17 protein-coding genes are annotated in these 20,534 nt (G+C 73.9%); 10 read left to right on the top strand and 7 right to left on the bottom strand.

The window, feature by feature from the left end:
- The first annotated feature begins 347 nt into the window (after nt 1–347).
- From BLR33_RS31295 to BLR33_RS31275, 5 genes are all read left to right on the top strand, one after another.
- Complete coding sequence (locus tag BLR33_RS31295; protein ID WP_093788041.1) at nt 348–3,152, top strand: penicillin acylase family protein; 2,805 nt, start codon at nt 348–350, stop codon at nt 3,150–3,152.
- 111 nt (nt 3,153–3,263) lie between these two features.
- A complete protein-coding gene (locus tag BLR33_RS31290; protein ID WP_245771789.1) occupies nt 3,264–4,052 on the top strand; it encodes an SDR family oxidoreductase in 789 nt (262 codons plus the stop codon).
- On the top strand, nt 4,049–5,719 hold the full coding sequence (locus tag BLR33_RS31285) for an AMP-binding protein (protein ID WP_093788040.1): 1,671 nt from the start codon (nt 4,049–4,051) through the stop codon (nt 5,717–5,719). Before BLR33_RS31290 ends, BLR33_RS31285 begins: the two co-directional genes overlap by 4 nt.
- A 76-nt stretch (nt 5,720–5,795) precedes the next feature.
- Entirely contained in the window at nt 5,796–6,428 is a 633-nt protein-coding gene (locus tag BLR33_RS31280; protein ID WP_093788039.1) for a TetR/AcrR family transcriptional regulator, read from the top strand.
- Nucleotides 6,429–6,449: 21 nt separating this feature from the next.
- Nucleotides 6,450–7,433: an NADPH:quinone oxidoreductase family protein gene (locus BLR33_RS31275; protein WP_093788038.1), complete on the top strand. Its 984-nt coding sequence runs from the start codon at nt 6,450–6,452 to the stop codon at nt 7,431–7,433.
- Between the two features lie 41 nt (nt 7,434–7,474).
- Here BLR33_RS31275 and BLR33_RS31270 read toward each other — a convergent pair whose 3' ends face one another.
- Together BLR33_RS31270 and BLR33_RS31265 are read right to left on the bottom strand one after the other, a co-directional pair.
- Nucleotides 7,475–8,689, bottom strand: a complete 1,215-nt coding sequence (locus BLR33_RS31270) for an acyl-CoA dehydrogenase family protein (RefSeq protein ID WP_093788037.1) — start codon at nt 8,687–8,689, stop codon at nt 7,475–7,477.
- A gap of 6 nt (nt 8,690–8,695) precedes the next feature.
- The gene (locus BLR33_RS31265; RefSeq protein ID WP_093788036.1) at nt 8,696–9,745 is read right to left on the bottom strand and encodes a phosphotransferase family protein; all 1,050 of its coding nucleotides are present in this window, start codon (nt 9,743–9,745) and stop codon (nt 8,696–8,698) included.
- A gap of 259 nt (nt 9,746–10,004) precedes the next feature.
- On the opposite strand from BLR33_RS31265, the gene BLR33_RS31260 reads away from it, so the two are divergent.
- Nucleotides 10,005–11,339, top strand: coding sequence for a glucarate dehydratase family protein (locus BLR33_RS31260; RefSeq protein WP_093788035.1), 1,335 nt, complete (start codon nt 10,005–10,007; stop codon nt 11,337–11,339).
- A gap of 121 nt (nt 11,340–11,460) precedes the next feature.
- Here the strand turns inward: BLR33_RS31260 and BLR33_RS31255 are convergent, their stop codons facing one another.
- Both BLR33_RS31255 and BLR33_RS31250 read right to left on the bottom strand, forming a co-directional pair.
- Nucleotides 11,461–12,858: a GntP family permease gene (locus tag BLR33_RS31255; RefSeq protein WP_093788034.1), complete on the bottom strand. Its 1,398-nt coding sequence runs from the start codon at nt 12,856–12,858 to the stop codon at nt 11,461–11,463.
- Between the two features lie 217 nt (nt 12,859–13,075).
- The gene (locus tag BLR33_RS31250) at nt 13,076–13,588 is read right to left on the bottom strand and encodes a gluconokinase (RefSeq protein ID WP_093788033.1); all 513 of its coding nucleotides are present in this window, start codon (nt 13,586–13,588) and stop codon (nt 13,076–13,078) included.
- 187 nt (nt 13,589–13,775) lie between these two features.
- Here BLR33_RS31250 and BLR33_RS31245 point away from each other — a divergent pair, with 187 nt between their 5' ends.
- The gene (locus BLR33_RS31245) at nt 13,776–14,510 is read left to right on the top strand and encodes a FadR/GntR family transcriptional regulator (protein ID WP_093788032.1); all 735 of its coding nucleotides are present in this window, start codon (nt 13,776–13,778) and stop codon (nt 14,508–14,510) included.
- A 185-nt stretch (nt 14,511–14,695) separates the two neighbouring features.
- Here the strand turns inward: BLR33_RS31245 and BLR33_RS31240 are convergent, their stop codons facing one another.
- The 3 genes from BLR33_RS31240 to BLR33_RS31230 all read right to left on the bottom strand — a co-directional run bounded on the left by BLR33_RS31240 (nt 14,696) and on the right by BLR33_RS31230 (nt 16,146).
- A complete protein-coding gene (locus tag BLR33_RS31240) occupies nt 14,696–15,055 on the bottom strand; it encodes a DUF202 domain-containing protein (protein WP_093788031.1) in 360 nt (119 codons plus the stop codon).
- Entirely contained in the window at nt 15,052–15,465 is a 414-nt protein-coding gene (locus BLR33_RS31235; protein WP_245771788.1) for a YidH family protein, read from the bottom strand. Before BLR33_RS31235 ends, BLR33_RS31240 begins: the two co-directional genes overlap by 4 nt.
- Nucleotides 15,466–15,552: 87 nt before the next feature.
- The gene (locus tag BLR33_RS31230) at nt 15,553–16,146 is read right to left on the bottom strand and encodes an NUDIX hydrolase (RefSeq protein WP_176930683.1); all 594 of its coding nucleotides are present in this window, start codon (nt 16,144–16,146) and stop codon (nt 15,553–15,555) included.
- Between the two features lie 294 nt (nt 16,147–16,440).
- Between BLR33_RS31230 and BLR33_RS31225 the strand changes: the two genes are divergently transcribed.
- From BLR33_RS31225 to BLR33_RS31210, 3 genes are all read left to right on the top strand, one after another.
- Nucleotides 16,441–18,153, top strand: a complete 1,713-nt coding sequence (locus BLR33_RS31225; RefSeq protein WP_407639750.1) for an acyclic terpene utilization AtuA family protein — start codon at nt 16,441–16,443, stop codon at nt 18,151–18,153.
- A gap of 206 nt (nt 18,154–18,359) precedes the next feature.
- Nucleotides 18,360–19,328 carry a pirin family protein gene (locus BLR33_RS31220; protein WP_093788029.1) on the top strand — a complete coding sequence of 323 codons (969 nt, stop codon included), beginning with the start codon at nt 18,360–18,362 and terminating at the stop codon, nt 19,326–19,328.
- 497 nt (nt 19,329–19,825) lie between these two features.
- The gene (locus BLR33_RS31210) at nt 19,826–20,443 is read left to right on the top strand and encodes a DUF6461 domain-containing protein (protein ID WP_245771787.1); all 618 of its coding nucleotides are present in this window, start codon (nt 19,826–19,828) and stop codon (nt 20,441–20,443) included.
- Nucleotides 20,444–20,534: the final 91 nt, after the last annotated feature.

Raw genomic sequence — 20,534 nt, 5'->3', positions numbered from 1 at the left:
CACCCCTCCTTTTTCTAGACGCCCTTCCGCCTCCGGGCGCTGGAGTCACTGTCGACGGTCGAACATGCTCGGCCGCTCGTTCCTCACGGCCTGCGCGTGATCTCCCTTTCGACAGCGACGCGCCCTTCGGCTCCAGGGCTTTTCACCTCCCGCTGGTTCCTGCTCACGGGCACCCCCGCCGGGGACCCTCACACTCAACAGCACCCCCGGGCGGCGCCCTTCACGCTCACGGGCACCCACGGCTGGGGCCCTTCGCTCGCGGGGGCCCAAAACCTGACCCGTCCTCGCCTTTCGGGGGCGGGGTACCGGCAGTAACCTCCGCGCACCGGCTTCCGGAAGGAGCAGACATGCCGCTACGGACCCCACGCCCGACCGGCACCTCGACCCGCACCCTTCATGCCCCGCGCACCCCCCACGCCCGGCCCAGGCACCGGCTGAAACTCCGTGCCGCCGCCGCGACCGCGCTCCTCGCGCTCGCCGCCACCCTCCTCGCCCCGGGGGCGAGCCACGCGGCCGACGGCGGGAGCGACTACTGCGGCGGGCAGTGCTCCGACATCCTGCCGCCCGGCGAGAACGGCAACGCCACCCTCGCCGACATCCTCGCCAACAAGGTGCTGGGCACCCGCCCGGCGCACACCATGGACCAGCTCGGGCCGTACTCCTCGCTCGCCACCGGCTATCAGGGCCTGACCGACGCCACGATCGACACGTTCTTCGACGACTCCTCCTTCGGCGTGCCCGCGGGCCAGGTCGCCTCCGTGACCAGCCCGCGCGCGGACGTGACGATCACCCGGGACAAGGCCACCGGTGTGCCGCACATCAAGGGCACCACCCGCTCGGGCACCGAGTTCGGCGCCGGGTACGCGGCCGCGCAGGACCGGCTGTGGCTGATGGACCTCTTCCGGCACGTCGGCCGCGGCGAGCTGTCGTCCTTCGCGGGCGGCGCTGCCGCCAACCGCGGCCTGGAGCAGGAGTTCTGGCGGCAGGCGCCGTACACCGAGGACGACCTGCAGGCGCAGATCGACTGGCTGAACACGAACGCCGGCGACCGCGGCCGGCAGGCGATGGCCGACGCCCAGTCGTACATCGACGGCATCAACGCGTACATCACCGCCGCGAAGAACAGCCGCTCCTTCCCCGGCGAGTACGACCTGACCGGCCATGTGGACCCGATCACCAACGCCGGTGACATCGAGCCCTTCAAGCTCACCGACCTGATCGCGCTCGCCTCGGTGATCGGCGCCCTGTTCGGCACCGGGGGCGGCGGCGAGGTGCAGCAGGCGCTGTCGCTCGCGGCCGCCCAGCAGAAGTACGGCGTCCAGGAGGGCACGAAGGTCTGGGAGTCCTTCCGCGAGCGGGACGACCCCGAGGCCACCTCCACCGTCCACGACGGCAGCAGCTTCCCGTACGCGGGCAAGCCGGCCGACCCGCAGGGCGAGGCGCTGCCCGACCCCGGCTCGGTGGTGCCCGAACCGCTGGTCCACGACGCCACCGGCGGCGCCACGCAGGCGACGACCAAGAGCCCCGGGATGCTGCCCGCGAACCTCTTCGACACCCCAAAGAAGGGCATGTCCAACGCCCTGGTGGTCAGCGGCGCGCACACCGCGAGCGGCCACCCCGTCGCCGTCTTCGGCCCGCAGACCGGCTACTTCGCGCCCCAGCTGCTGATGCTGCAGGAACTGCAGGGCCCGGGCATCAGCGCGCGCGGCGCCTCCTTCGCGGGCCTGGGGATGTACGTGGAGCTCGGCCGCGGGCAGGACTACGCCTGGAGCGCGACCTCCGCGGCGCAGGACGTCACCGACACCTACGCGGTGCGGCTGTGCCAGGACGACACGCACTACCTGCTGCACGGCACCTGCGTGCCGATGGAGAAGCTGGAGCGCACCAACTCCTGGTCGCCCACGCTCGCCGACTCCACGCCCGCGGGCTCGTACCGGATGCAGGTGTGGCGCACCGCCTACGGGCCGGTGGAGTACCGGGCCACGGTCGGCGGCACGCCGGTGGCGTACACCCAGCTGCGCAGCTCCTACATGCACGAGGCCGACTCGATCATCGGCTTCCAGGAACTCAACGACCCCGGCTTCGTGCACGACGCGGCCTCCTTCCAGAAGGCCGCGCAGGACATCAACTACACCTTCAACTGGTTCTACGCCGACTCCCGCCAGATCGCGTACTACAACAGCGGCACCAACCCGGTGCGGGCCCCGGGCGTCGACCCCTCCTTCCCGGTGTGGGGGACCGGGCCGTACGACTGGCAGGGCTTCGACCCCGCGCACAACACCGCCGACTACACCCCGCCCGCCCAGCACCCGCAGTCGATCGACCAGGACTACTACGTCAGCTGGAACAACAAGCAGGCGCCCGGTTACACCGCGGCCGGCTTCGGCGACGGCTCCGTGCACCGGGCCGACCTGCTGGAGGACCGGGTCAAGGCGCTGGTGCGGGCTGGCGGGGTGACCCGGGCCTCGCTCACCGAGGCCATGGAGGACGCGGCCCTGACCGACCTGCGCGGCGAGGACCTGCTGCCCGACCTGCTCCAGGTCATCGGCAGCGCGCCGGTCACCGACCCGCAGGAGGCCGCGGCCGTCCGGGCGCTCACCGCCTGGCAGGCGCACGGCGCCAAGCGCACCGAGACCTCGGCCGGCTCGCACACCTACGCCGACGCCGACGCGGTGCGGATCATGGACGCCTGGTGGCCGCTGCTGGTCCAGGGCGAGTTCCGGCCGGGCCTGGGCGGCGACCTGTACGACGCGCTGGCCGCGAGCCTGACGGTCGACGAGTCGCCCTCGGCCGGGCACGGCCCGACCGGCGCGCACGCGGGCAGCTCCTTCCAGTACGGCTGGTGGTCGTACACCGACAAGGACCTGCGGCGGGTGCTCGGCGAGCCCGTGCAGGGGCCGCTCGCCCAGGCGTACTGCGGCGGCGGGCAGCTCGCCGCCTGCCGGGACATGCTGCTGGCCACCTTGAAGCAGGCGGCCGCGGTGCCCGCGAGCACCCTCTACCCGGGCGACGACAGCGGGTGCGCGGCCGGCGACCAGTGGTGCGCCGACTCGATCGTCCAGCGCCCGCTGGGCGGCATCACCGACGACCGGATCAGCTGGCAGAACCGCCCGACCTTCCAGCAGGTCGTGGAGTTCCCCGCACACCGTTGACGGGTCCCGCGGGGGCGTGCGCCCGGCCGCGCACGCTCCCGCGGCGGGGTTCCGCAGCGGTGACCGACCGCTTAGTATGCCGATATCCGCCATCGAGTCGAGGGAGACACCGTGGTCGAGGAAGCGCTGCGCGGCGCCCGGGTGGTCGTCACCGGGGCGGGCGGCGGAATCGGGGCCGCCCTCGCCCGCGCCTTCACCGCCGCGGGGGCCCGCGTGGCGGTGAACGACCTCACCGAGGAGTCGGTGCGGGACCTGGCCGCCGAGATCGGCGCGGCGGTCGTCCCGGGCGACGCCTCCGGCATCGTCCCCGCCGCCCGGGACGCGCTCGGCGGCGGCGTCGACGTCTTCTGCGCCAACGCCGGGGTCGGCACCGGTGGCGGCCCCGAGGCCGAGGACGCGGCGTGGGAACTGGCCTGGGACGTCAACGTGATGAGCCATGTCCGCGCCGCCCGCGCCCTGCTGCCGGAGTGGCTGGAGCGCGGCTCGGGCCGCTTCGTGTCCACCGTCTCCGCCGCCGGCCTGCTGACGATGATCGGCGCGGCCCCGTACACGGTGACCAAGCACGGCGCGCTCGCCTTCGCCGAGTGGCTCTCGCTCACCTACCGGCACCGCGGCATCCGCGTGCACGCCGTCTGCCCGCAGGGGGTGCGCACCGACATGCTCACCGCCGCCGGCATCGCGGGCGAACTCGTCCTGGCGCCCACCGCCATCGAGCCCGAGGAGGTCGCCAAGGCGGTCCTCGACGGCATCGCGGACGAGCGCTTCCTGATCCTCCCGCACCCCGAGGTCGCCGGCTTCCACGCCGCCCGCGCCACCGAACCCGAACGCTGGCTGCGCGGGATGAACAAGCTCCAGCGCCTGTACGAGGACCGCACGGGCGGGAAAGGGGAAGCGGTATGAGCGGCTACGCCGACCAGCCCTGGCTGAAGTTCTACACCGCCGAGCAGCAGACCCCCGGCGACCACCCGCCGTCCGTGCTGCACGCCTTCCTGGACGCCGCGGCGCACCGGCCCGAGCGGGCCGCCCTGCGCTACTTCGACGGCGCCCTGACCTACCGCGAACTGGACGCGCTGTCCGACGGGTTCGCCCGCCACCTGGCCGCCCGCGGCTTCGCCCCCGGCGACCGGCTCGCGGTGATGCTGCAGAACATCCCGCAGTTCGCGATCGCCGTGCTCGGCACCTGGAAGGCCGGCGGCGCCGTGATCCCCGTCAACCCCATGTACAAGCACGACGAGTTGGCGCACGTGCTGTTCGACGCGCACGCCGCCGCCCTGGTCTGCTCACCGGCCGCCTGGCAGGCCTCCGTCCGCGCCACGGCCGCCGCCTCACCGGTGCGGATCGCGCTGACCGCCAGCGAGTACGACCTGCAGACCCGCGACGACCCGCGGGCGCTGACCGGCCCGCGGACCGCACCCGGCGAGGGCGCGGACGACCTGCTCGCCGCCGCCCGGGCGGCCGCCGGCCCGCGCCCCGACCTGCCACTGCCGCAGGCCGGCGACACCGCGCTGGTCAGCTACACCTCCGGCACCAGCGGCCGCCCCAAGGGCGCGCTGAACACCCACGGCAACATCTCCTTCAACGCCCACCGGCAGGTGCGGCTGCAGCAACTCCCCGAGGACGCGGTGCTGTTCGCGCTCGCCCCGCTCTTCCACATCACCGGCATGGTCTGCGAGTTCGCCTCCGCCCTGGCCGGCGGGCACACCCTCGCGCTCGCGCACCGCTTCGAACCCGGCGTGGTGCTCGACGCCTTCCGCGAGCACCGCCCCGCCTACACCGTGGGGCCGGCCACCGCGTTCATGGCGCTGCTCGCCCGGCCCGACGCGGGCCCCGCCGACTTCGCGTCCTTCCGCCTGGTCTCCTCCGGCGGCGCCCCGCTGCCGCCCGCGGTGGTGGAGTCCTTCCGGGCCCGCTCCGGCGGGCTCTACCTCGCCAACGGCTACGGCCTGACCGAGTGCACCGCGCCCTGCGCCACGGTGCCGCCCGGCGAGGAGGCCCCCGTTGATCCCGTCTCCGGCACCCTCGCGGTCGGCGTGCCCGGGCCCGGCACGATGGTGCGCATCCTGGACGAGGCCGGCGCCGAGGTGCCCTTCGGCGAGCAGGGCGAGATCGCCGTGCGCGGCCCCATGGTCGTCCCCGGCTACCTGGACCGGCCCGCGGAGTCGCAGGCGGCGCTGCCCGGCGGCGAACTGCGCACCGGCGACATCGGGTTCATGGACCAGGACGGCTGGCTCTACGTCGTGGACCGCAAGAAGGACATGATCAACGCCTCCGGGTTCAAGGTCTGGCCGCGCGAGGTCGAGGACGTCCTCTACACGCACCCGGCCGTGCGCGAGGCCGCCGTCGTCGGCGTGCCCGACGCCTACCGGGGCGAGAGCGTCAAGGCGTACGTCAGCCTGCGGCCGGGCGAGAAGGCCGAGCCCGGCGACCTGGTCGCCTACTGCCGGGAGCGGCTGGCGGCGTACAAGTACCCGCGGCAGGTCGAGGTGCTCACCGAGCTGCCGAAGACGGCGTCGGGCAAGATCCTGCGGCGCGAGCTGCGGGCGGTGACGGGGCAGGGCGCCGGATAGGGTCCGTAGACGCCGGTCCGCCCGCCTCGCGGCGGGCACCGGCACCCCCTCCCGAGCCTCAGGAAAGGCACAGGCCATGGCACGCGATGCGACGGGCGGCACCGGCAGCGGGGAGCAGGGCGCGCGGCCCGCCCCGGCCGGCGCGGTCCCCGAGCGGCTGCTCGCCGAGGCCACCCGGCTCTTCGCCGAGCGCGGCTACGACCGCACCTCGGTGCAGGAGATCGTGGCGGCCGCCGGCGTCACCAAGGGCGCGCTCTACCACTACTTCGGCGCCAAGGACGACCTGCTCCACGAGATCTACGGCCGCGTGCTGCGGCTGCAGACCGAGCGGCTGGAAGCCATCGCCTCCAGCGCGGCGCCGGTGGAGGAGCGGCTGGCCGAGGCCGCCGCCGACGTCGTCGTCACCAGCATCGAGAACCTCGACGACACGAAGATCTTCTTCCTGTCCATGCACCACCTCGGCCCCGACCAGCAGAAGGCGGTGCGGGCCGAGCGGCGCCGCTACCACGAGAGGTTCCGCGGCCTGATCGAGGAGGGGCAGCGCGCGGGCCGGTTCCGGCCCGAGGCGAGCGCCGACCTCGTCGCGGACTTCTTCTTCGGCTCCGTGCACCACCTCGGCACCTGGTACCGCGCGGACGGCCCGCTGTCCGCGCGGCAGGTCGCCGCGGAGTTCTCCGACCTGCTGCTGCACTCCGTGCGGCTGCCCTGACCCCCCTTGGGAGTTGAGCCCGTGAAGGCATGGCGCGTCCACGAGACCGGCGAGCCGCGCGACGTCATGCGCCTGGACGAGGTGCCCGTCCCCGAGCCCGGGCCCGGCCAGGTGCGCCTGCGGGTGCGGGCCGCCGCCGTCAACTTCCCCGACGCGATGCTGTGCCGCGGGCAGTACCAGGTGCGGCCGCCGCTGCCCTTCACGCCGGGCGTGGAGATGTGCGGCGAGGTGGACGCGGCCGGGCCGGGCGTGACGGGACCCGAACCCGGCACGCGCGTCATCAGCACCGCCGCGCTGCCCGGCGGAGCCTTCGCGCAGTACGCCGTCGTGCCCGCCGCGGGCGTGCTGCCCGCGCCCGACGCGCTGGACGACGCCGAGGCGGCCGCCCTGCACATCGCCTACCAGACCGGCTGGTTCGGCCTGCACCGCAGGGCGGCGCTGCGGCCCGGCGAGACGCTTCTGGTCCACGCGGCCGCGGGCGGCGTCGGCAGCGCGGCCGTGCAGCTCGGCAAGGCCGCGGGCGCCAGGGTCGTCGGTGTCGTGGGCGGCCCGGAGAAGGCCGAGGCGGCCGCCGCGCTCGGGGCCGACCTCGTCGTGGACCGCCACGCCGGCGACTTCGTCGCCGCCGTCAAGGAGTTCACCGGCGGGCGCGGCGCCGACGTCGTTTACGACCCGGTCGGCGGCGAGTCCTACGCCCGTTCCACCAAGTGCGTCGCCTTCGAGGGCCGCATCGTCGTGGTCGGCTTCACCAGCGGCACGATCCCGACGCCCGCCCTCAACCACGCCCTGGTGAAGAACTACGCCATCCTCGGCCTCCATTGGGGCCTGTACGCCACCCAGGACCCGGCGGCGATCCCCGCCGCCCACCAGGAACTCACCGATCTGGCCGCCAAGGGCTCCATCCGCCCCCTGATCTCCGCCCGCCTCCCTCTGACGGAGGCAGCGGACGCGGTGGCCAGGGTGGCGGAGGGCACGACGACCGGCCGCCTGGTGGTCACGCCCTGACGCCAAGGACACGGCGTGCGGGGGCCGGCTCCGTAGAAGCGCTACGTGTAAGCGCGCAGCTCGCGGCGGGCCAGCGAGCGCTTGTGGACCTCGTCCGGGCCGTCGGCCAGGCGCAGCGTCCGGGCGGCGGCGAAGAGTTCGGCGAGAGGGGTGTCCTGCGAGACGCCGGCCGCCCCGTGCACCTGGATGGCGCGGTCGATGATCTGCTGGACCGTCCCCGGTGTGGCGATCTTGATCGCCTGGATCTCGGTGTGCGCCCCCTGGTTGCCCACCGTGTCCATCAGCCACGCCGTCTTCAGCACCAGCAGCCGCAACTGCTCGACGGCGACCCGCGATTCGGCGATCCACTCCTGCACCACGCCCTGCGCGGCCAGCGGCTTGCCGAACGCGGTACGGCTCGCCGCTCGCCGGCACATCAGCTCGATGGCCCGCTCCGCCATGCCGATCAGCCGCATGCAGTGGTGGATGCGGCCGGGCCCGAGCCGGGCCTGCGCGATGGCGAACCCGCCGCCCTCCTCGCCCACCAGGTTCTCCACCGGCACCCGCACGTCGTGGAAGACGACCTCCGCGTGCCCGCCGTGATCGGCGTCGTCGTAGCCGAACACCCGCATACCGCGCCGCACTTCGAGCCCCGGGGTGTCCCGCGGCACGAGGACCTGGCTCTGCTGCCGGTGCCGTTCGGCGGCCGGGTCGGTCTTGCCCATCACGATGAAGACCGCGCACTTGGGGTTCATGGCCCCGGAGATGTACCACTTGCGGCCGTTGATGACGTAACGGTCGCCGTCGCGCTCGATGCGGGTCTCGATGGTGGTGGCGTCGGAGGAGGCGACGGCCGGCTCGGTCATGGCGAACGCCGAGCGGATCTCGCCTGCGAGCAGCGGCTCCAGCCACTCCTTGCGCTGGGCGGGCGTGCCGAACTCCGCGAGCACCTCCATGTTCCCGGTGTCGGGCGCCGCGCAGTTGAGCGCGGGCGGCGCCAGGTAGGGGCTGCGGCCGGTGAGTTCGGCGAGCGGCGCGTACTGCAGGTTGGTCAGCCCGGCGCCGTACGCGCCCGGCAGGAAGAGGTTCCACAGGCCCTGCGCCCGGGCCTTCGCCTTCAGTTCCTCCACGATCGGCGGCGCCGACCAGCGCGCCTCGCCCTCGGCCTGCTCGCGCTGCTCGGCGAAGACGGGCTCGGCGGGGTACACGTGCTCGTCGAGGAAGGTCTGCAGCCGCTCGCGCAGCTCCTGGGTCCTGCTGTCGTAGCCGAAGTCCATGGGTGCTCAGTCCTCGCTGTGGGAGTGGCCGGAGGGCCGCGCGAGCCGCTCCAGGCCGCGTGCGACGAAGACCGGGACGACCGAGCCGATCCGGTCGAAGCCCGGCCCGACGGTCCGGCCGAGGGTCCAGCGGTAGTGGATGCCCTCCACGATCACCGCCAGCTTGAAGTAGGCGAAGGCGGTGTACCAGTCGACGGCGGCCACGTCGCGCCCCGAGCGCTCGGCGTAGCGGCCGACGATCTCCTGCGGCGAGGGGTGGCCGGGGGCGCCGCCGGTGGTGGGGGCCGACAGGAGGTCGGCGTCGCGCTGCTCGCTGTACATCACCAGCAGGCCGAGGTCGGTGAGCGGGTCGCCGAAGGTGGACATCTCCCAGTCGAGCACGGCGGTCGGTGTCCCGTCCGGGTCCATCAGGACGTTGTCCAGGCGGTAGTCGCCGTGCACGATCGCCGGGGCGGGGGAGTGCGGCAGCGTGCGGCCGAGGCCGGCGTGCAACTCGTCCATGCCGGGCAGTTCGCGGCTGCGGGAGGAGTCCAGCTGCTTGCCCCAGCGCCGCAGTTGCCGGTCGAGGAAGCCCTCGGGCCGGCCGAACCCGGCCAGCCCCACCGCCGCGGGGTCCACCGCGTGCAGGTCCACGAGGGTGTCCACGAGGTGGTGCACGGCCGCGCGGGTGCGCTCGGGCCCGAGCGCGCGCAGCTGCTCCTCGCTGCGGTACGGGGTGCCGGCGACGTGCTCCATGACGTAGAAGGGCGCGCCGATCACCTCCGGGTCCTCGCAGAGCAGCAGGGTGCGCGGGACGGGGACGGAGGTGGGGGCGAGGGCGCTGATCACCCGGTGCTCGCGGGCCATGTCGTGGGCGGTGGCCAGCACATGGCCGAGCGGGGGACGGCGGACCACCCAGGTGCCGGTGCCGTCGGTGACGCGGTAGGTGAGGTTGGACCGGCCGCCCTGGATCAGCTCGGCCCGCAGGTCGCCGTCGAGCAGCCCGGGCAGCTCGCGGTCCAGGTGGGCGCGGAGCCGGTCGAGGTCGAGGCCCGGGAGGGAGTCGGGAGCGCTCATGGGCCAGCATATTACCGACCGGTTGGTATGTCGTCCAGTGTTCCGCCTGCTGTCGTCCGGTGTTCGCTCGGGCCGCGGGTGCGGGGGCCGCGTGGCTGCGGCGAGGGCGCGGGCACGGCTGGGCGGTACGTGAGGGGGCGGCGGCCGTGGCGCTCCCCGGCGGGCTCGGCTCACACGAGGGACGCCAGGTGGGGGCCGCGTTGACGCCCCTGAGGCGCCCCACCTACCCTGTGGTCTTATGGGTGAACATAATTCACATATGCAGACGGCGGCCGCGGTGTCCGAGCCGGCCGGATCCCCGCGCGGCCTTGCGCTGACCGTCGCGGAGGTGCGGCTGACCCCCATCCTCATCGCCGACCCGCCGCTGCTCAACACCCAAGGCGTCCACCAGCCCTACACCCCCCGGCTCATCGTCGAGGTGGTCACCGCGGACGGCACCACCGGCGTCGGCGAGACCTACGGCGACACCCGCTACCTGGACCTGGCCGCCCCCCTCGCCGAGGCGCTGCCCGGCCACCGGCTCGCCGACCTCAACGGCCTCGCCGACCTGGCCGCGCGGGTGTGCGCCCTGCCCGAGGAGGTCTCCGACTCGGTGGACACCGGCGGCCTGCGCGGTGTCCAGACCGCCGACAAGCTGCGGCTGTCGGTCGTCTCCGGCTTCGAGGTGGCGTGCCTGGACGCCCTCGGCAAGTGCCTCGGCCTGCCCGTGCACGCCCTGCTCGGCGGCAAGGTGCGCGACGCCGTGGACTACAGCGCCTACCTCTTCTACCGCTTCGCCGAGCACCCGCAGGGCCGCGGCGAGAGCGACGACTGGGGCGCGGCCCTGGACCCCGAGGGCGTCGTCGCCCAGGCCCGCCGCTTCGCCGACACCTACGGCTTCGGCTCCTTCAAGCTCAAGGGCGGCGTCTTCCCGCCCGAGCAGGAGGTCGCCGCGATCCGCGCGCTCGCCGAGGCGTTCCCCGGCAAGCCGCTGCGCCTGGACCCCAACGGGGCCTGGTCGGTGGAGACCTCGCTGAAGGTGGCCGGTGAACTCGGCGACGTCCTGGAGTACCTGGAGGACCCGGCGAGCACCACGGACCGCATGGCGCAGGTCGCCGCGGGCACCGCCGTACCGCTGGCCACCAACATGTGCGTGACCACCTTCCCCGAGATCCGCGACGCCTTCACCCGCGGCGCGGTCCAGGTCGTGCTCTCCGACCACCACTACTGGGGCGGGCTGCGCAACACCCAGCACCTGGCCGCGATCTGCCGCACCTTCGGCGTGGGCCTGTCGATGCACTCCAACACCCACCTCGGCATCAGCCTGGCCGCCATGACCCACGTCGCCGCCACGGTGCCCAACCTCGACTACGCCTGCGACTCGCACTACCCGTGGCAGACCGAGGACGTCATCACCCGCCGGCACGTCTTCGACAGCGGCCGGCTGGCCGTCAGCGACCTGCCGGGCCTCGGCGTCGAACTCGACCGGGACGCCCTTGCCGCCCTGCACCGGCGCTGGCTGGACGACGACGGCTCGATGCGCGACCGCGACGACGCGGCGGCGATGCGGCTGGCCGAACCCGGCTGGACGACGCCGAGCGTGCCGCGCTGGTGATGCGCCCTCGGGTGCGGGGTCGGCGAAGCCCGGGTGAACGGCGAGCGGCAGCCCCCGTCGAACGGCGAGCGGCCGCCGCGGGAAGCCCCCCGCGGCGGCCGCTCGCCGCTTGCCTGTCGTCCTAGATGATCACCGACAGCAGCATCACGAAGCCGAGCGCCACCACCGAGATCACCGTCTCCATCGCGGACCACGTCTTCAGCGTCTGCGGGACGTCCATCCCGAAGTACTCCTTGACCAGCCAGAACCCGGCGTCGTTGACGTGCGAGAAGAAGAGCGAGCCGGCGCCCACCGCGAGCACCATCAGCGAGGTGTGGCTGGTCGACATGCCTGCCGTCAGCGGCGCCGCAAGGCCCGAGGCCGAGATGATCGCCACGGTCGCCGAGCCGGTGGCCACCCTGATCAGCACCGCGATCAGCCAGCCCAGCAGCAACGCGGAGATGTTCCAGTCCTTCGACCAGTCCAGGATGGTCTGGCCGACCCCGCAGTCGATGAGCGTCTGCTTGAAGCCGCCGCCGGCGGCGACGATGAGCATGATGCCGGCGATCGGCGCGAGCGAGGCGTCCACGGTGGCCGACAGCCGCTGCTTGTCGAAGCCCGCGGCCCGCCCGAGGGCGAACATCGCCACGATCACCGCGGCCAGCAGCGCGACCAGCGGCGTGCCGATCACGTCGAAGATCCGGTACGCCAGGCTGCTCTGGTCGTCGATGATCACATCGGCGAGCGCCTTGGCGAGCATCAGCACGACGGGCAGCAGCATGGTGCACGCGGTGGCGGCGAAGCTCGGCCGCCGCTCCAGGTCGTCCGAGGGGCGGGCCGGGGTCATCCGCTCCGGCGGCGCCACGTCCACCCAGCCGGCGGCGAACCGGCCGAAGAGCGGGCCGGCGATGGCGAGCGTGGGCAGGGCGATCAGCACGCCCAGGGCGAGGGTGGTGCCCATGTCGGCGTGGATGGCGTCGATCGCGGCCAGCGGCCCCGGGTGCGGCGGCACCAGGCCGTGCATGATCGACAGGCCGGCGAGGGCGGGTATGCCGATCCGTATCAGCGACTCGCCGCTGCGCCGGGCCACGAGCAGCACCACGGGGATCAGCATCACGATGCCGATCTCGAAGAACAGCGGCAGCCCCACCAGGCCCGCGATCAGGGCCATCGCCCAGGGCAGCCGCTTGTTGCTGGTCCTGGCCAGGATGGTGTCCACGATCTGGTCGGCGCCGCCGGAGTCCGCGAGTAGCTTGCCGAGGATGGAGCCGAGTGCGATCAGGGTGCCCACGCTCGCCACGGTGGAGCCCAGCCCGTTGCTGTAGCTGGTGATCGTCTTGGCGAGCGGGGCGCCGGCGACCGAGCCGAGCACGCCCGAGCCGATCGTCAGGGCGAGGAAGGCGTGCAGCTTGAAGCGGGAGATCAGCAGCACGATGACGGCGATGCCGGCGAGCGCGGCCAGGGCGAGCCGGGTGTTGCCGGCGTCGGTGATCGTCGGGGGCGGGGCGGCGGCCAGCAGCTCGACGCTGAGTGCGGACACGGAGGACTCCAGGAGGGTGCGGGACGGGTGGGGTGCGCCTCGCGGTGGTGGCGCGGGGCGGTGGTGTTCCGTCGACGGGCGGGTGGGACGTGGCGGTCGGGCCACGGGTGGGTGGCACGGGCGGGCGCTGCGGCCCGGTGCCGCTTCGGTCGTGCGGGTGGGGTGCGGTCCTGTGCGTTCGGTCGTGCGGTGGGGCCGCTCGGCCGTTCGGCCGGGGTCAGTCGGGCAGGAGGGCCAGGGCGCGCTCGGCGATCTGCTGGGGGCCGCCCTCGATGGACACCACGGCGCCGGACTCGTCGGGCTCCAGCCGTTCCAGCGCGTCGAGTTGGGAGCCGAGCAGCCCCGAGGGCATGAAGTGCTGCATGCGGGCGGCCAGTCGGGCGGCGATCAGCTCCTGCGGGCCGTCCAGGTGGAGGAAGAACAGGTCCGGCGCCGCCTCGCGCAGCCGGTCCCGGTAGCGGCGGCGCAGCGCCGAGCAGCTGACGACGCCGCCGTGGCCCTCGTGCGCCGCGATCCACTCGGCGATGGCGTCCAGCCAGGGCGCCCGGTCCGCGTCGTCCAGCGGGTGCCCGGCGGACATCTTGGCGATGTTGGCCGCCGGGTGGAAGTCGTCGGCCTCGGCGTAGGGGACGCCCAGGCGCTCGGCGAGCAGGCCGCCCACGGTGGACTTGCCGGAGCCGGAGACTCCCATGACCACGACCACCGGTGGTGTCTTCGACGCGGCCGTCATTGCCCTGCCTCCTTGCAGCTGCGGATGGGCGCCGCCGGTCTCGTACGGGGGAGCCGGGACCGGCGGCGTGGCGACCACTGAACACCTATTGGTAATACTTATTCAAGAGGTTGTGACCTAATAGTCATACAAGTGGTGGTGAGGTGAGCCGGCGTGTCCGGCTTTCCGGTTCTCTTAGGCTTGGCCCATGTCCGATCACGACAGTCCGCGTGGGGCGGGGGCCGCGGAGGCGGGCGGCGGTCTGCACTCGAAGGTCCTGGCCGAACTCGGCCCCGCCATCGCCTCGGGCGAGCACCCGCCGGGCACGGTGCTGCGCATCGACGAGCTCGAAGCCCGCTACGGCGTCTCCCGGACGGTCGTGCGCGAGGCCGTACGGGTCCTGGAGGCCATGCACCTGGTGGAGTCCAGGCGGCGGGTGGGTGTCACCGTCCGCCGTACCGAGGAGTGGAACGTCTTCGACCCCGCGGTGATCCGCTGGCGGCTGGCCGGCGCCGACCGCTCCCGGCAACTGCGGTCCCTGACGACCCTGCGCACGGCCGTCGAACCGGTGGCCGCTGGGCTCGCCGCCGAGGCGGCCACCCCCGAGCAGTGCCGTGAACTCACCGTGCTCGCCGCCGAGATGGCCGCCGCCGCCCGGGCCGCCGACCTCGCCGCGTACCTCGTGCACGACATCGCCTTCCACCGGGTCGTCCTCGACGCCTCCGGCAACGAGATGTTCGCCCGGCTCGGCGACGTGGTCGCCGAAGTGCTCACCGGGCGCACCGAGCACCATGTGATGTTCACCGCGCCCGACCCGGAAGCCGTCACCCTCCACGTCCGCGTCGCCGAGGCCGTCCGCGCCCGCGACGCCCGGGCGGCGGAGGACCTGATGCGGGAGATCTGCGTGGGGGCGCTGCGCGAACTGGACATCCTGGCGCCGTAGGAGGGGGCGGCTGTGGGAGCCGGGCTCGGTTGGGTTCGGCTCGGGGGGAGTGGGCCTGTCGGGTTCGGCGGGCTTCGGCCGGCCTCGACGGGCCTTGGCCGGCCTCGGTGGGGCTCGGCGGGAGCGGTCTCGGGCCGTGCTCGGCCCGTGCTCTCAGCCCCTGCTCAGCCCGTTCACCCTTGTGCTCAGCCCGTGCTGCCCCACCACACCAGGGCGGCGCCGCACAGCGCGAGCAGGAGCGTGCAGGCCGCCGCCGCCACGGCCCAGCGGTTCGGCAGCGCTTCGGGGCGGGCGGGGTCCAGGCCCGTCAGGCGGCGGTGGGCCAGGACGAGGATGCCCAGGAAGCCGAAGGCGGCCAGCCCCACCGCGATCCCGCCGACCGCGCTGTCGTCGGCCCGCAGCGCCTGCCGCACCGCGAGCACCCCGGCCACCGCCCAGGACAGCGTGGTACGGCGCCAGGCCAGGCGGGTGCGCTCGGGCTGGAGCCCCGGGTCGCGGTCGGTCTCGACGGCCGGGCGGGGCCCGCCGGGCTCCGTACCGCTCATCCGGCCCAGCCGAAGACGACCACGACCACCATCGCGAGGCCGAGCACCGCCACCAGCACCGCGAGCAGCGCCGGGAAGCGGGAGGCGGGCAGGCTGCGGCCCAGCCGTATGGCGCGCTCGGAGCGCACCCAGTGGTTGACCGCCCGCAGGCAGCACAGGACGCCGCCGGCCAGCAGGGCGAGCGCGAGGGCGGCCCGCACCCACTGGGTGAGGTGGTCGGTGAGGAACTGGTCCACCGCGAAGCCGCCGCCGATCAGGGCGAGGGCGGTGCGGATCCAGGCGAGGAAGGTGCGCTCGTTGGCGAGCGAGAAACGGTAATCGGGCGTGGTGCCCTCGCTGCGGACCCGTTCGGGCGCGAACCAGAGCCCCACCGACTCCCGCGCCGCCCGCAGCCGCCCGAAACCACTCACGGGGCCACCCTAACCAGCGCCTTCCGGCCGCGGCCGCGCAGCCCGGCCCCGCCACGCCGGGCCGCAGGCCCCCGGCACCCCGGCCCATCAGCGCGGCCCGCGCAGCTCCCGCAGCCTGCGGTACGCCGCCAGCCCGTCCGGCACCCAGGGCCACTCCTCCAGCCGGGCCGTGAGCTCCTCCTCGGTGAGGAAGGCGTGCCAGGCCACCTCCTCCGCCTGCGGCCGCACCGGCAGCTCGCAGCGCACCTCGTAGACCGCCGACCACCACGAGCCGCGCCCGGTGGCGTCCTCGTACAGGAAGGTGAACAGCCGGGTGGGCTGGGGGAGTCCGCTGACGCCCAGCTCCTCCTCGGCCTCGCGCAGCGCCGTCTCGTCGTAGGACTCGCCGGCGCCGACCACGCCGCCGACGAACATGTCGTACATCGAGGGGAAGACGAGCTTGCGGGCGGTGCGGCGGTGGACGAAGATCCGGTCCTCGGCGTCGCGGGCGAGGATGAACGCGCAGCGGTGGCGCAGGCCGCGCGCGTACGCCTCGCCGCGGGGCGAGGTGCCGACGACGTTGTCGTGCTCGTCCACGATGTCGATGACCTCGTCGACCGACAACAGCCCCTGCTCGCGGGCGGCTTCGGGCGACGGCTGCGGTGCGGCGGCTTCTGGCTGGTGCTCCGGCGGCTGGCTCATCCCGCGATTCAACCACCGCCGCACAACGCCCCGCGCGCACCGCGGCGTTGCGCCTCCGGCACGCGGTCGCCCCCCCGTCGTGTGCCGGCGCCCGGTCTTGCGCCGCGGTCTTGCGCGCCGCCCGCGGCCGCCAGGATGATCGTGCGGGCCGGTGACCCTGAGGCGAAGTGACGGGAGAGTACGGTGACCCCTGCGGGTGGTGCGGACGGCTCCTCCGGCGGCAGGGCCCGCGACGTCCTGCGGATCGCCAACTGCTCGGGCTACTACGGCGACCGGCTCTCCGCCGCCCGCGAGATGGTCGAGGGCGGCCCCATCGACGTCCTCACCGGCGACTACCTCGCCGAGCTGACGATGCTGCTGCTGTGGAAGGCCCGGCAGCGCGACCCCGACGGCGGCTACGCGGCCTCCTTCCTCCTGCAACTGCGCGACGTGCTCGCCACCTGCCTGGAGCGCGGCATCAAGATCGTGGTCAACGCGGGGGGCCTGAACCCGGCGGGACTTGCCGCCAAGGTCCGCGAACTCGCTGCCAAGGCCGGGCTGCGGCCCCGCGTCGCCCACATCGAGGGGGACGACCTGCTCGACCGGCTGCCCGAACTGCGCTCGCGCGGCCACGAGTTGGCCCACCTCGACACCGGCAGCCCGCTCGGCGCCGGCGACGCCGTCACCGCGAACGCCTACCTCGGCGGCTGGGGCATCACCCAAGCGCTGCGCGCGGGCGCCGACGTGGTGGTCTGCGGGCGCGTCACCGACGCCTCGCTCGTCGTGGGACCCGCGGCCTGGGCCTTCGACTGGGCGAGGGACGACTGGGACGCGCTCGCCGGCGCGGTGGCCGCCGGCCACATCATCGAGTGCGGCACCCAGGCCACCGGCGGCAACTACTCCTTCTTCACCGAGATCCCCGACCCGGTGCACCCCGGCTTCCCCATCGCCGAACTCCACCCGGACGGCTCCAGCGTCATCACCAAGCACCCGGGCACCGGCGGCGCGGTCACCGTCGGCACCGTCACCGCCCAACTCCTGTACGAGACAGGCCGGCCCGCCTACGCCAACACCGACGTCGTCGCGCGCTTCGACTCCATCCGGCTCACCCAGCAGGGCGAGGACCGCGTCGCCGTCGGCCCCGTCGTCGGCGAGCCCGCGCCGCCCGACGTCAAGGTGTGCGTCAACCGCCTCGGCGGGCACCGCAATTCCGCGGTCTTCGTGCTCACCGGCCTCGACCTGGACGCCAAGGCCGACTTCGCCGAGGCCGCCCTGCGCGACGCCACCGGCGGCCCGGCCGCCTTCGCCGGCTACGACCTGCGGCGCGAACACGGCGGCGAGGTCGACCGGTTGACCCTCACCGTCAAGGACCCCGACCCGGCCCGCGCGGGCCGCGGCTTCTTCTCCGCCGTCGCCTCCTTCGCCCTCGCCGGCTATCCCGGGCTCTACGTGGAGCACGCCTCGCCCACGTCCACGGGATACGGCGTCCACTGGCCCGCGCTGCTGCCGGCCGAGGAGGTCCACGCCGTCACCGTCCTGCCCGACGGCACCCGCCTCCCCGTGCCGCGCCCGCCCACCGCCGCCGCGCCGCTGCCCGGCCCCCGCGCCGACGCCGTACTCCCGGACGCCCTGCCGACCCGCGCCCCGCAGCGTCCCGGCGCCCGTACCGTCCCGCCCGGCCGCACGGTACGGCTACCACTGGGCACGCTGGTCGGCGCCCGCTCAGGGGACAAGGGGGGCGACGCGAACGTCGGGCTGTGGGCGCGGGACGACGCGGCCTACGCCTGGCTGCACTCCTACCTCGACGTGCCCCGGCTGCGGGCGATGCTGCCCGAGACCGCGCGGCTGCCGGTCAGCCGTTACGAGCTGCCGAACCTGCGGGCCGTCAACTTCGTGCTGCACGGGCTGCTGGGGGAGGGGGTGGCCTCCTCGACACGGGCGGACCCGCAGGCGAAGGCGCTGGGGGAGAGGCTGCGGGGGTGCCTGGCGGACATCCCGGAGGGGCTGGTGGACCGGGAGGGGCGGTGAGGGGGGCGCCCCGCGCGATGCAGGCGCGTGTGGGACAGGGGGCGTTCGAGTGCGCCGCAGGCGGCGGGCGGGCCCGGGCGTGTTCGCCGGAGACGGGCGCCGGCCCCGGCGTGTTCTGCGTTGCGTCGGCTCCGTCCCGGCGCCGGGGCCGAAACACCGGGCGGGCGGTGGGCCCGCGGGGCGCCGGCGCGGGGCATCATCGGGGCATGAGCAATCTCGATCTGAAGCCGGCCGCCACCGAGTGCGGCGGCCGTGAGGACGTGTCCGCCGCGCCGGTCCGCGAACTGCTCACCGGCCGTACGGTGCAGCTGGGCGAGAGCACTCAGGTGCGGCGCCTGCTGCCGAGCCTGGGCCGGCGGATGGTCGGCGCGTGGTGCTTCGTGGACCACTACGGCCCCGACGACATCGCGCGCGAACCCGGCATGCAGGTGCCGCCCCACCCGCACATGGGCCTGCAGACGGTCAGCTGGCTGCACGAAGGCGAGGTGCTGCACCGCGACAGCCTCGGCAGCAAGCAGACCGTACGGCCGCGCGAGCTGGGCCTGATGACCTCGGGCCGGGCCATCGCGCACTCCGAGGAGTCGCCCCGCGACCACGCGCGCTACCTGCACGGGGCCCAGCTGTGGGTGGCGCTGCCGGACTCCCGCCGGGACATCGCGCCGTCCTTCGAGCACCACGCCGAGCTGCCGGAGGTGACGGGGGCGGGCGGCCTGCGCGCGACCGTGATCCTGGGCGAGCTCGACACGGCGGTCTCGCCGGGCACGATCCACTCGCCGCTGGTCGGCGCGGACCTGTCGCTCGCGGAGGGCACGGCGGCGCGGCTGCCGCTGCAGCCGGACTTCGAGTACGCGGCCCTGTCGATGTCGGGCAGCGCGGTGGTCGACGGCGTCCCCCTCACCCCGGGCTCGCTCCTCTACCTGGGCGCGGGCCGCCGCGACCTCCCCCTCCTCGCGGACACCGCGAGCGAGCTGATGCTGCTGGGCGGCGAGCCGTTCGCGGAGAAGATCGTCATGTGGTGGAACTTCATTGGCAGATCAGCCGATGACATCGCACGAGCGCGGGAGGACTGGAACGAGGGTGACCGCTTCGGCGAGGTCCACGGCTACGACGGCGCCCGCCTCCTGGCCCCGGAGCTTCCGCCGACTCCCTTGAAACCACGGGGACGTGAGCGCTGATCTCGGCTTCTGTCTCAGATGGCTCGTGGGATTCCCGCTTCCACTTGTGCCCCGCAGCCGCTGGGTTGCCCGCACCGGCCGACGAGGAGGACGAGGACTGCGTCGACGCCGCGTCATAGCCGGCAGGCAAGTCCCACTGCCGGCCCCGACGTTCTCCGCGCCCACCACTTGGTGGCGGCGACTGCTCGGCAGGTGAGGATACGCGGCCGACGTGCGGGCTTTCCCGCCCACTCAAGCGAGCTTCACATAGCATCTCTCCATGGAAGCGGAGCAGGTGCGGGCCGAGCGGTCGTCGGCCGCGTGGGAGCGGATCGAGGCGTGGTTGCGGACGCACACGCCGCGGACGTACGTAGCGCTTCCCGGCCCGGCCGAGCCCGCGGCCGTGGCGGAGGCAGTTCCGGGCGCGCTGTGGCCGGTGCGTGAGCAAGGCTCGGGCGGCGGTCCGGAACGGGCCGCGCGGCAGGACCCGTCGGGCTCCGAACGGGATCGGTGAGGCTGTGGAGAGCGGTCTGGGATGGCTCGCCCACGCATCCTGGTATTTCAGTGTGACCTTCGTACAGGGCATCGGGGTCCATGAGTTGGCGTCGCGGTTGGCGGCGGACCCGACGGAGCGGCCGGTGCTCGCCGGGGGGCGGGACGTCGAGGCTCTGCTCGGTGATCCCGAGGTCGGCGTCGCCCGCCTGGGAGATGCCGGCGGCTGGGCGTTCGCGGCGGAGTACGGCGAAGCCCGCGGCGCACGGCGCGCCTTCCTCGCCGAACTGTCCCGGAGTACCGGAGCGGCGGCGGTCAACCTCGATCCGCAGGCCGGCCATCCGCCACCGATGTTCTCGTATGCGGTCGGTGGAGAACTGGCGTGCTCCTTCGGCCTGGCCGAAGAGGGCCGCCGATGGGGCAGTACCCCCGATCTGCTGAACCCGGACCTACGAGGTGCGGGCGTCCTGTTGCCGGACGGCAGCGTGATGGAGGTGGGTGCGGGGCGTTATGCCCAGAGGTTGGCGATGTCCCTGGGTGTGATCGAGCGGCACTTCGGGCTGTCCCTGCCCCGTGACCTGGTGGAGGACTCGGAGTTGCCCACGGTCGCCGTCAGCGGGCGCCCGGACTTGGGCAGGCTCTGAGCGATTCCGGCGGGCGTCGAGGAGCCACGCGCGCGTCGGGGGCGGCTGCTGGACAGCAGCCGCCCCCGACGCTCAGTCTGCCGTCAGCTGA

It is taken from the genome of Actinacidiphila guanduensis (assembly GCF_900103985.1).
Lineage (GTDB): Bacteria > Actinomycetota > Actinomycetes > Streptomycetales > Streptomycetaceae > Actinacidiphila > Actinacidiphila guanduensis.
The sequence above is the reverse complement of the archived record's forward strand: the minus strand, read 5'-3'. Positions and strand labels throughout refer to the sequence as shown.

Bases quoted from the DNA above. Each gene is read 5' to 3' on its own strand.
- BLR33_RS31295 (WP_093788041.1), top strand. From the start codon at position 348: ATGCCGCTACGGACCCCACGCCCGACCGGCACCTCGACCCGCACCCTT.
- BLR33_RS31285 (WP_093788040.1), top strand. From the start codon at position 4,049: ATGAGCGGCTACGCCGACCAGCCCTGGCTGAAGTTCTACACCGCCGAG.
- BLR33_RS31280 (WP_093788039.1), top strand. From the start codon at position 5,796: ATGGCACGCGATGCGACGGGCGGCACCGGCAGCGGGGAGCAGGGCGCG.
- BLR33_RS31270 (WP_093788037.1), bottom strand. From the start codon at position 8,689: ATGGACTTCGGCTACGACAGCAGGACCCAGGAGCTGCGCGAGCGGCTG.
- BLR33_RS31265 (WP_093788036.1), bottom strand. From the start codon at position 9,745: ATGAGCGCTCCCGACTCCCTCCCGGGCCTCGACCTCGACCGGCTCCGC.
- BLR33_RS31260 (WP_093788035.1), top strand. From the start codon at position 10,005: ATGCAGACGGCGGCCGCGGTGTCCGAGCCGGCCGGATCCCCGCGCGGC.
- BLR33_RS31250 (WP_093788033.1), bottom strand. From the start codon at position 13,588: ATGACGGCCGCGTCGAAGACACCACCGGTGGTCGTGGTCATGGGAGTC.
- BLR33_RS31245 (WP_093788032.1), top strand. From the start codon at position 13,776: ATGTCCGATCACGACAGTCCGCGTGGGGCGGGGGCCGCGGAGGCGGGC.
- BLR33_RS31240 (WP_093788031.1), bottom strand. From the start codon at position 15,055: ATGAGCGGTACGGAGCCCGGCGGGCCCCGCCCGGCCGTCGAGACCGAC.
- BLR33_RS31230 (WP_176930683.1), bottom strand. From the start codon at position 16,146: ATGAGCCAGCCGCCGGAGCACCAGCCAGAAGCCGCCGCACCGCAGCCG.
- BLR33_RS31225 (WP_407639750.1), top strand. From the start codon at position 16,441: ATGGTCGAGGGCGGCCCCATCGACGTCCTCACCGGCGACTACCTCGCC.
- BLR33_RS31220 (WP_093788029.1), top strand. From the start codon at position 18,360: ATGAGCAATCTCGATCTGAAGCCGGCCGCCACCGAGTGCGGCGGCCGT.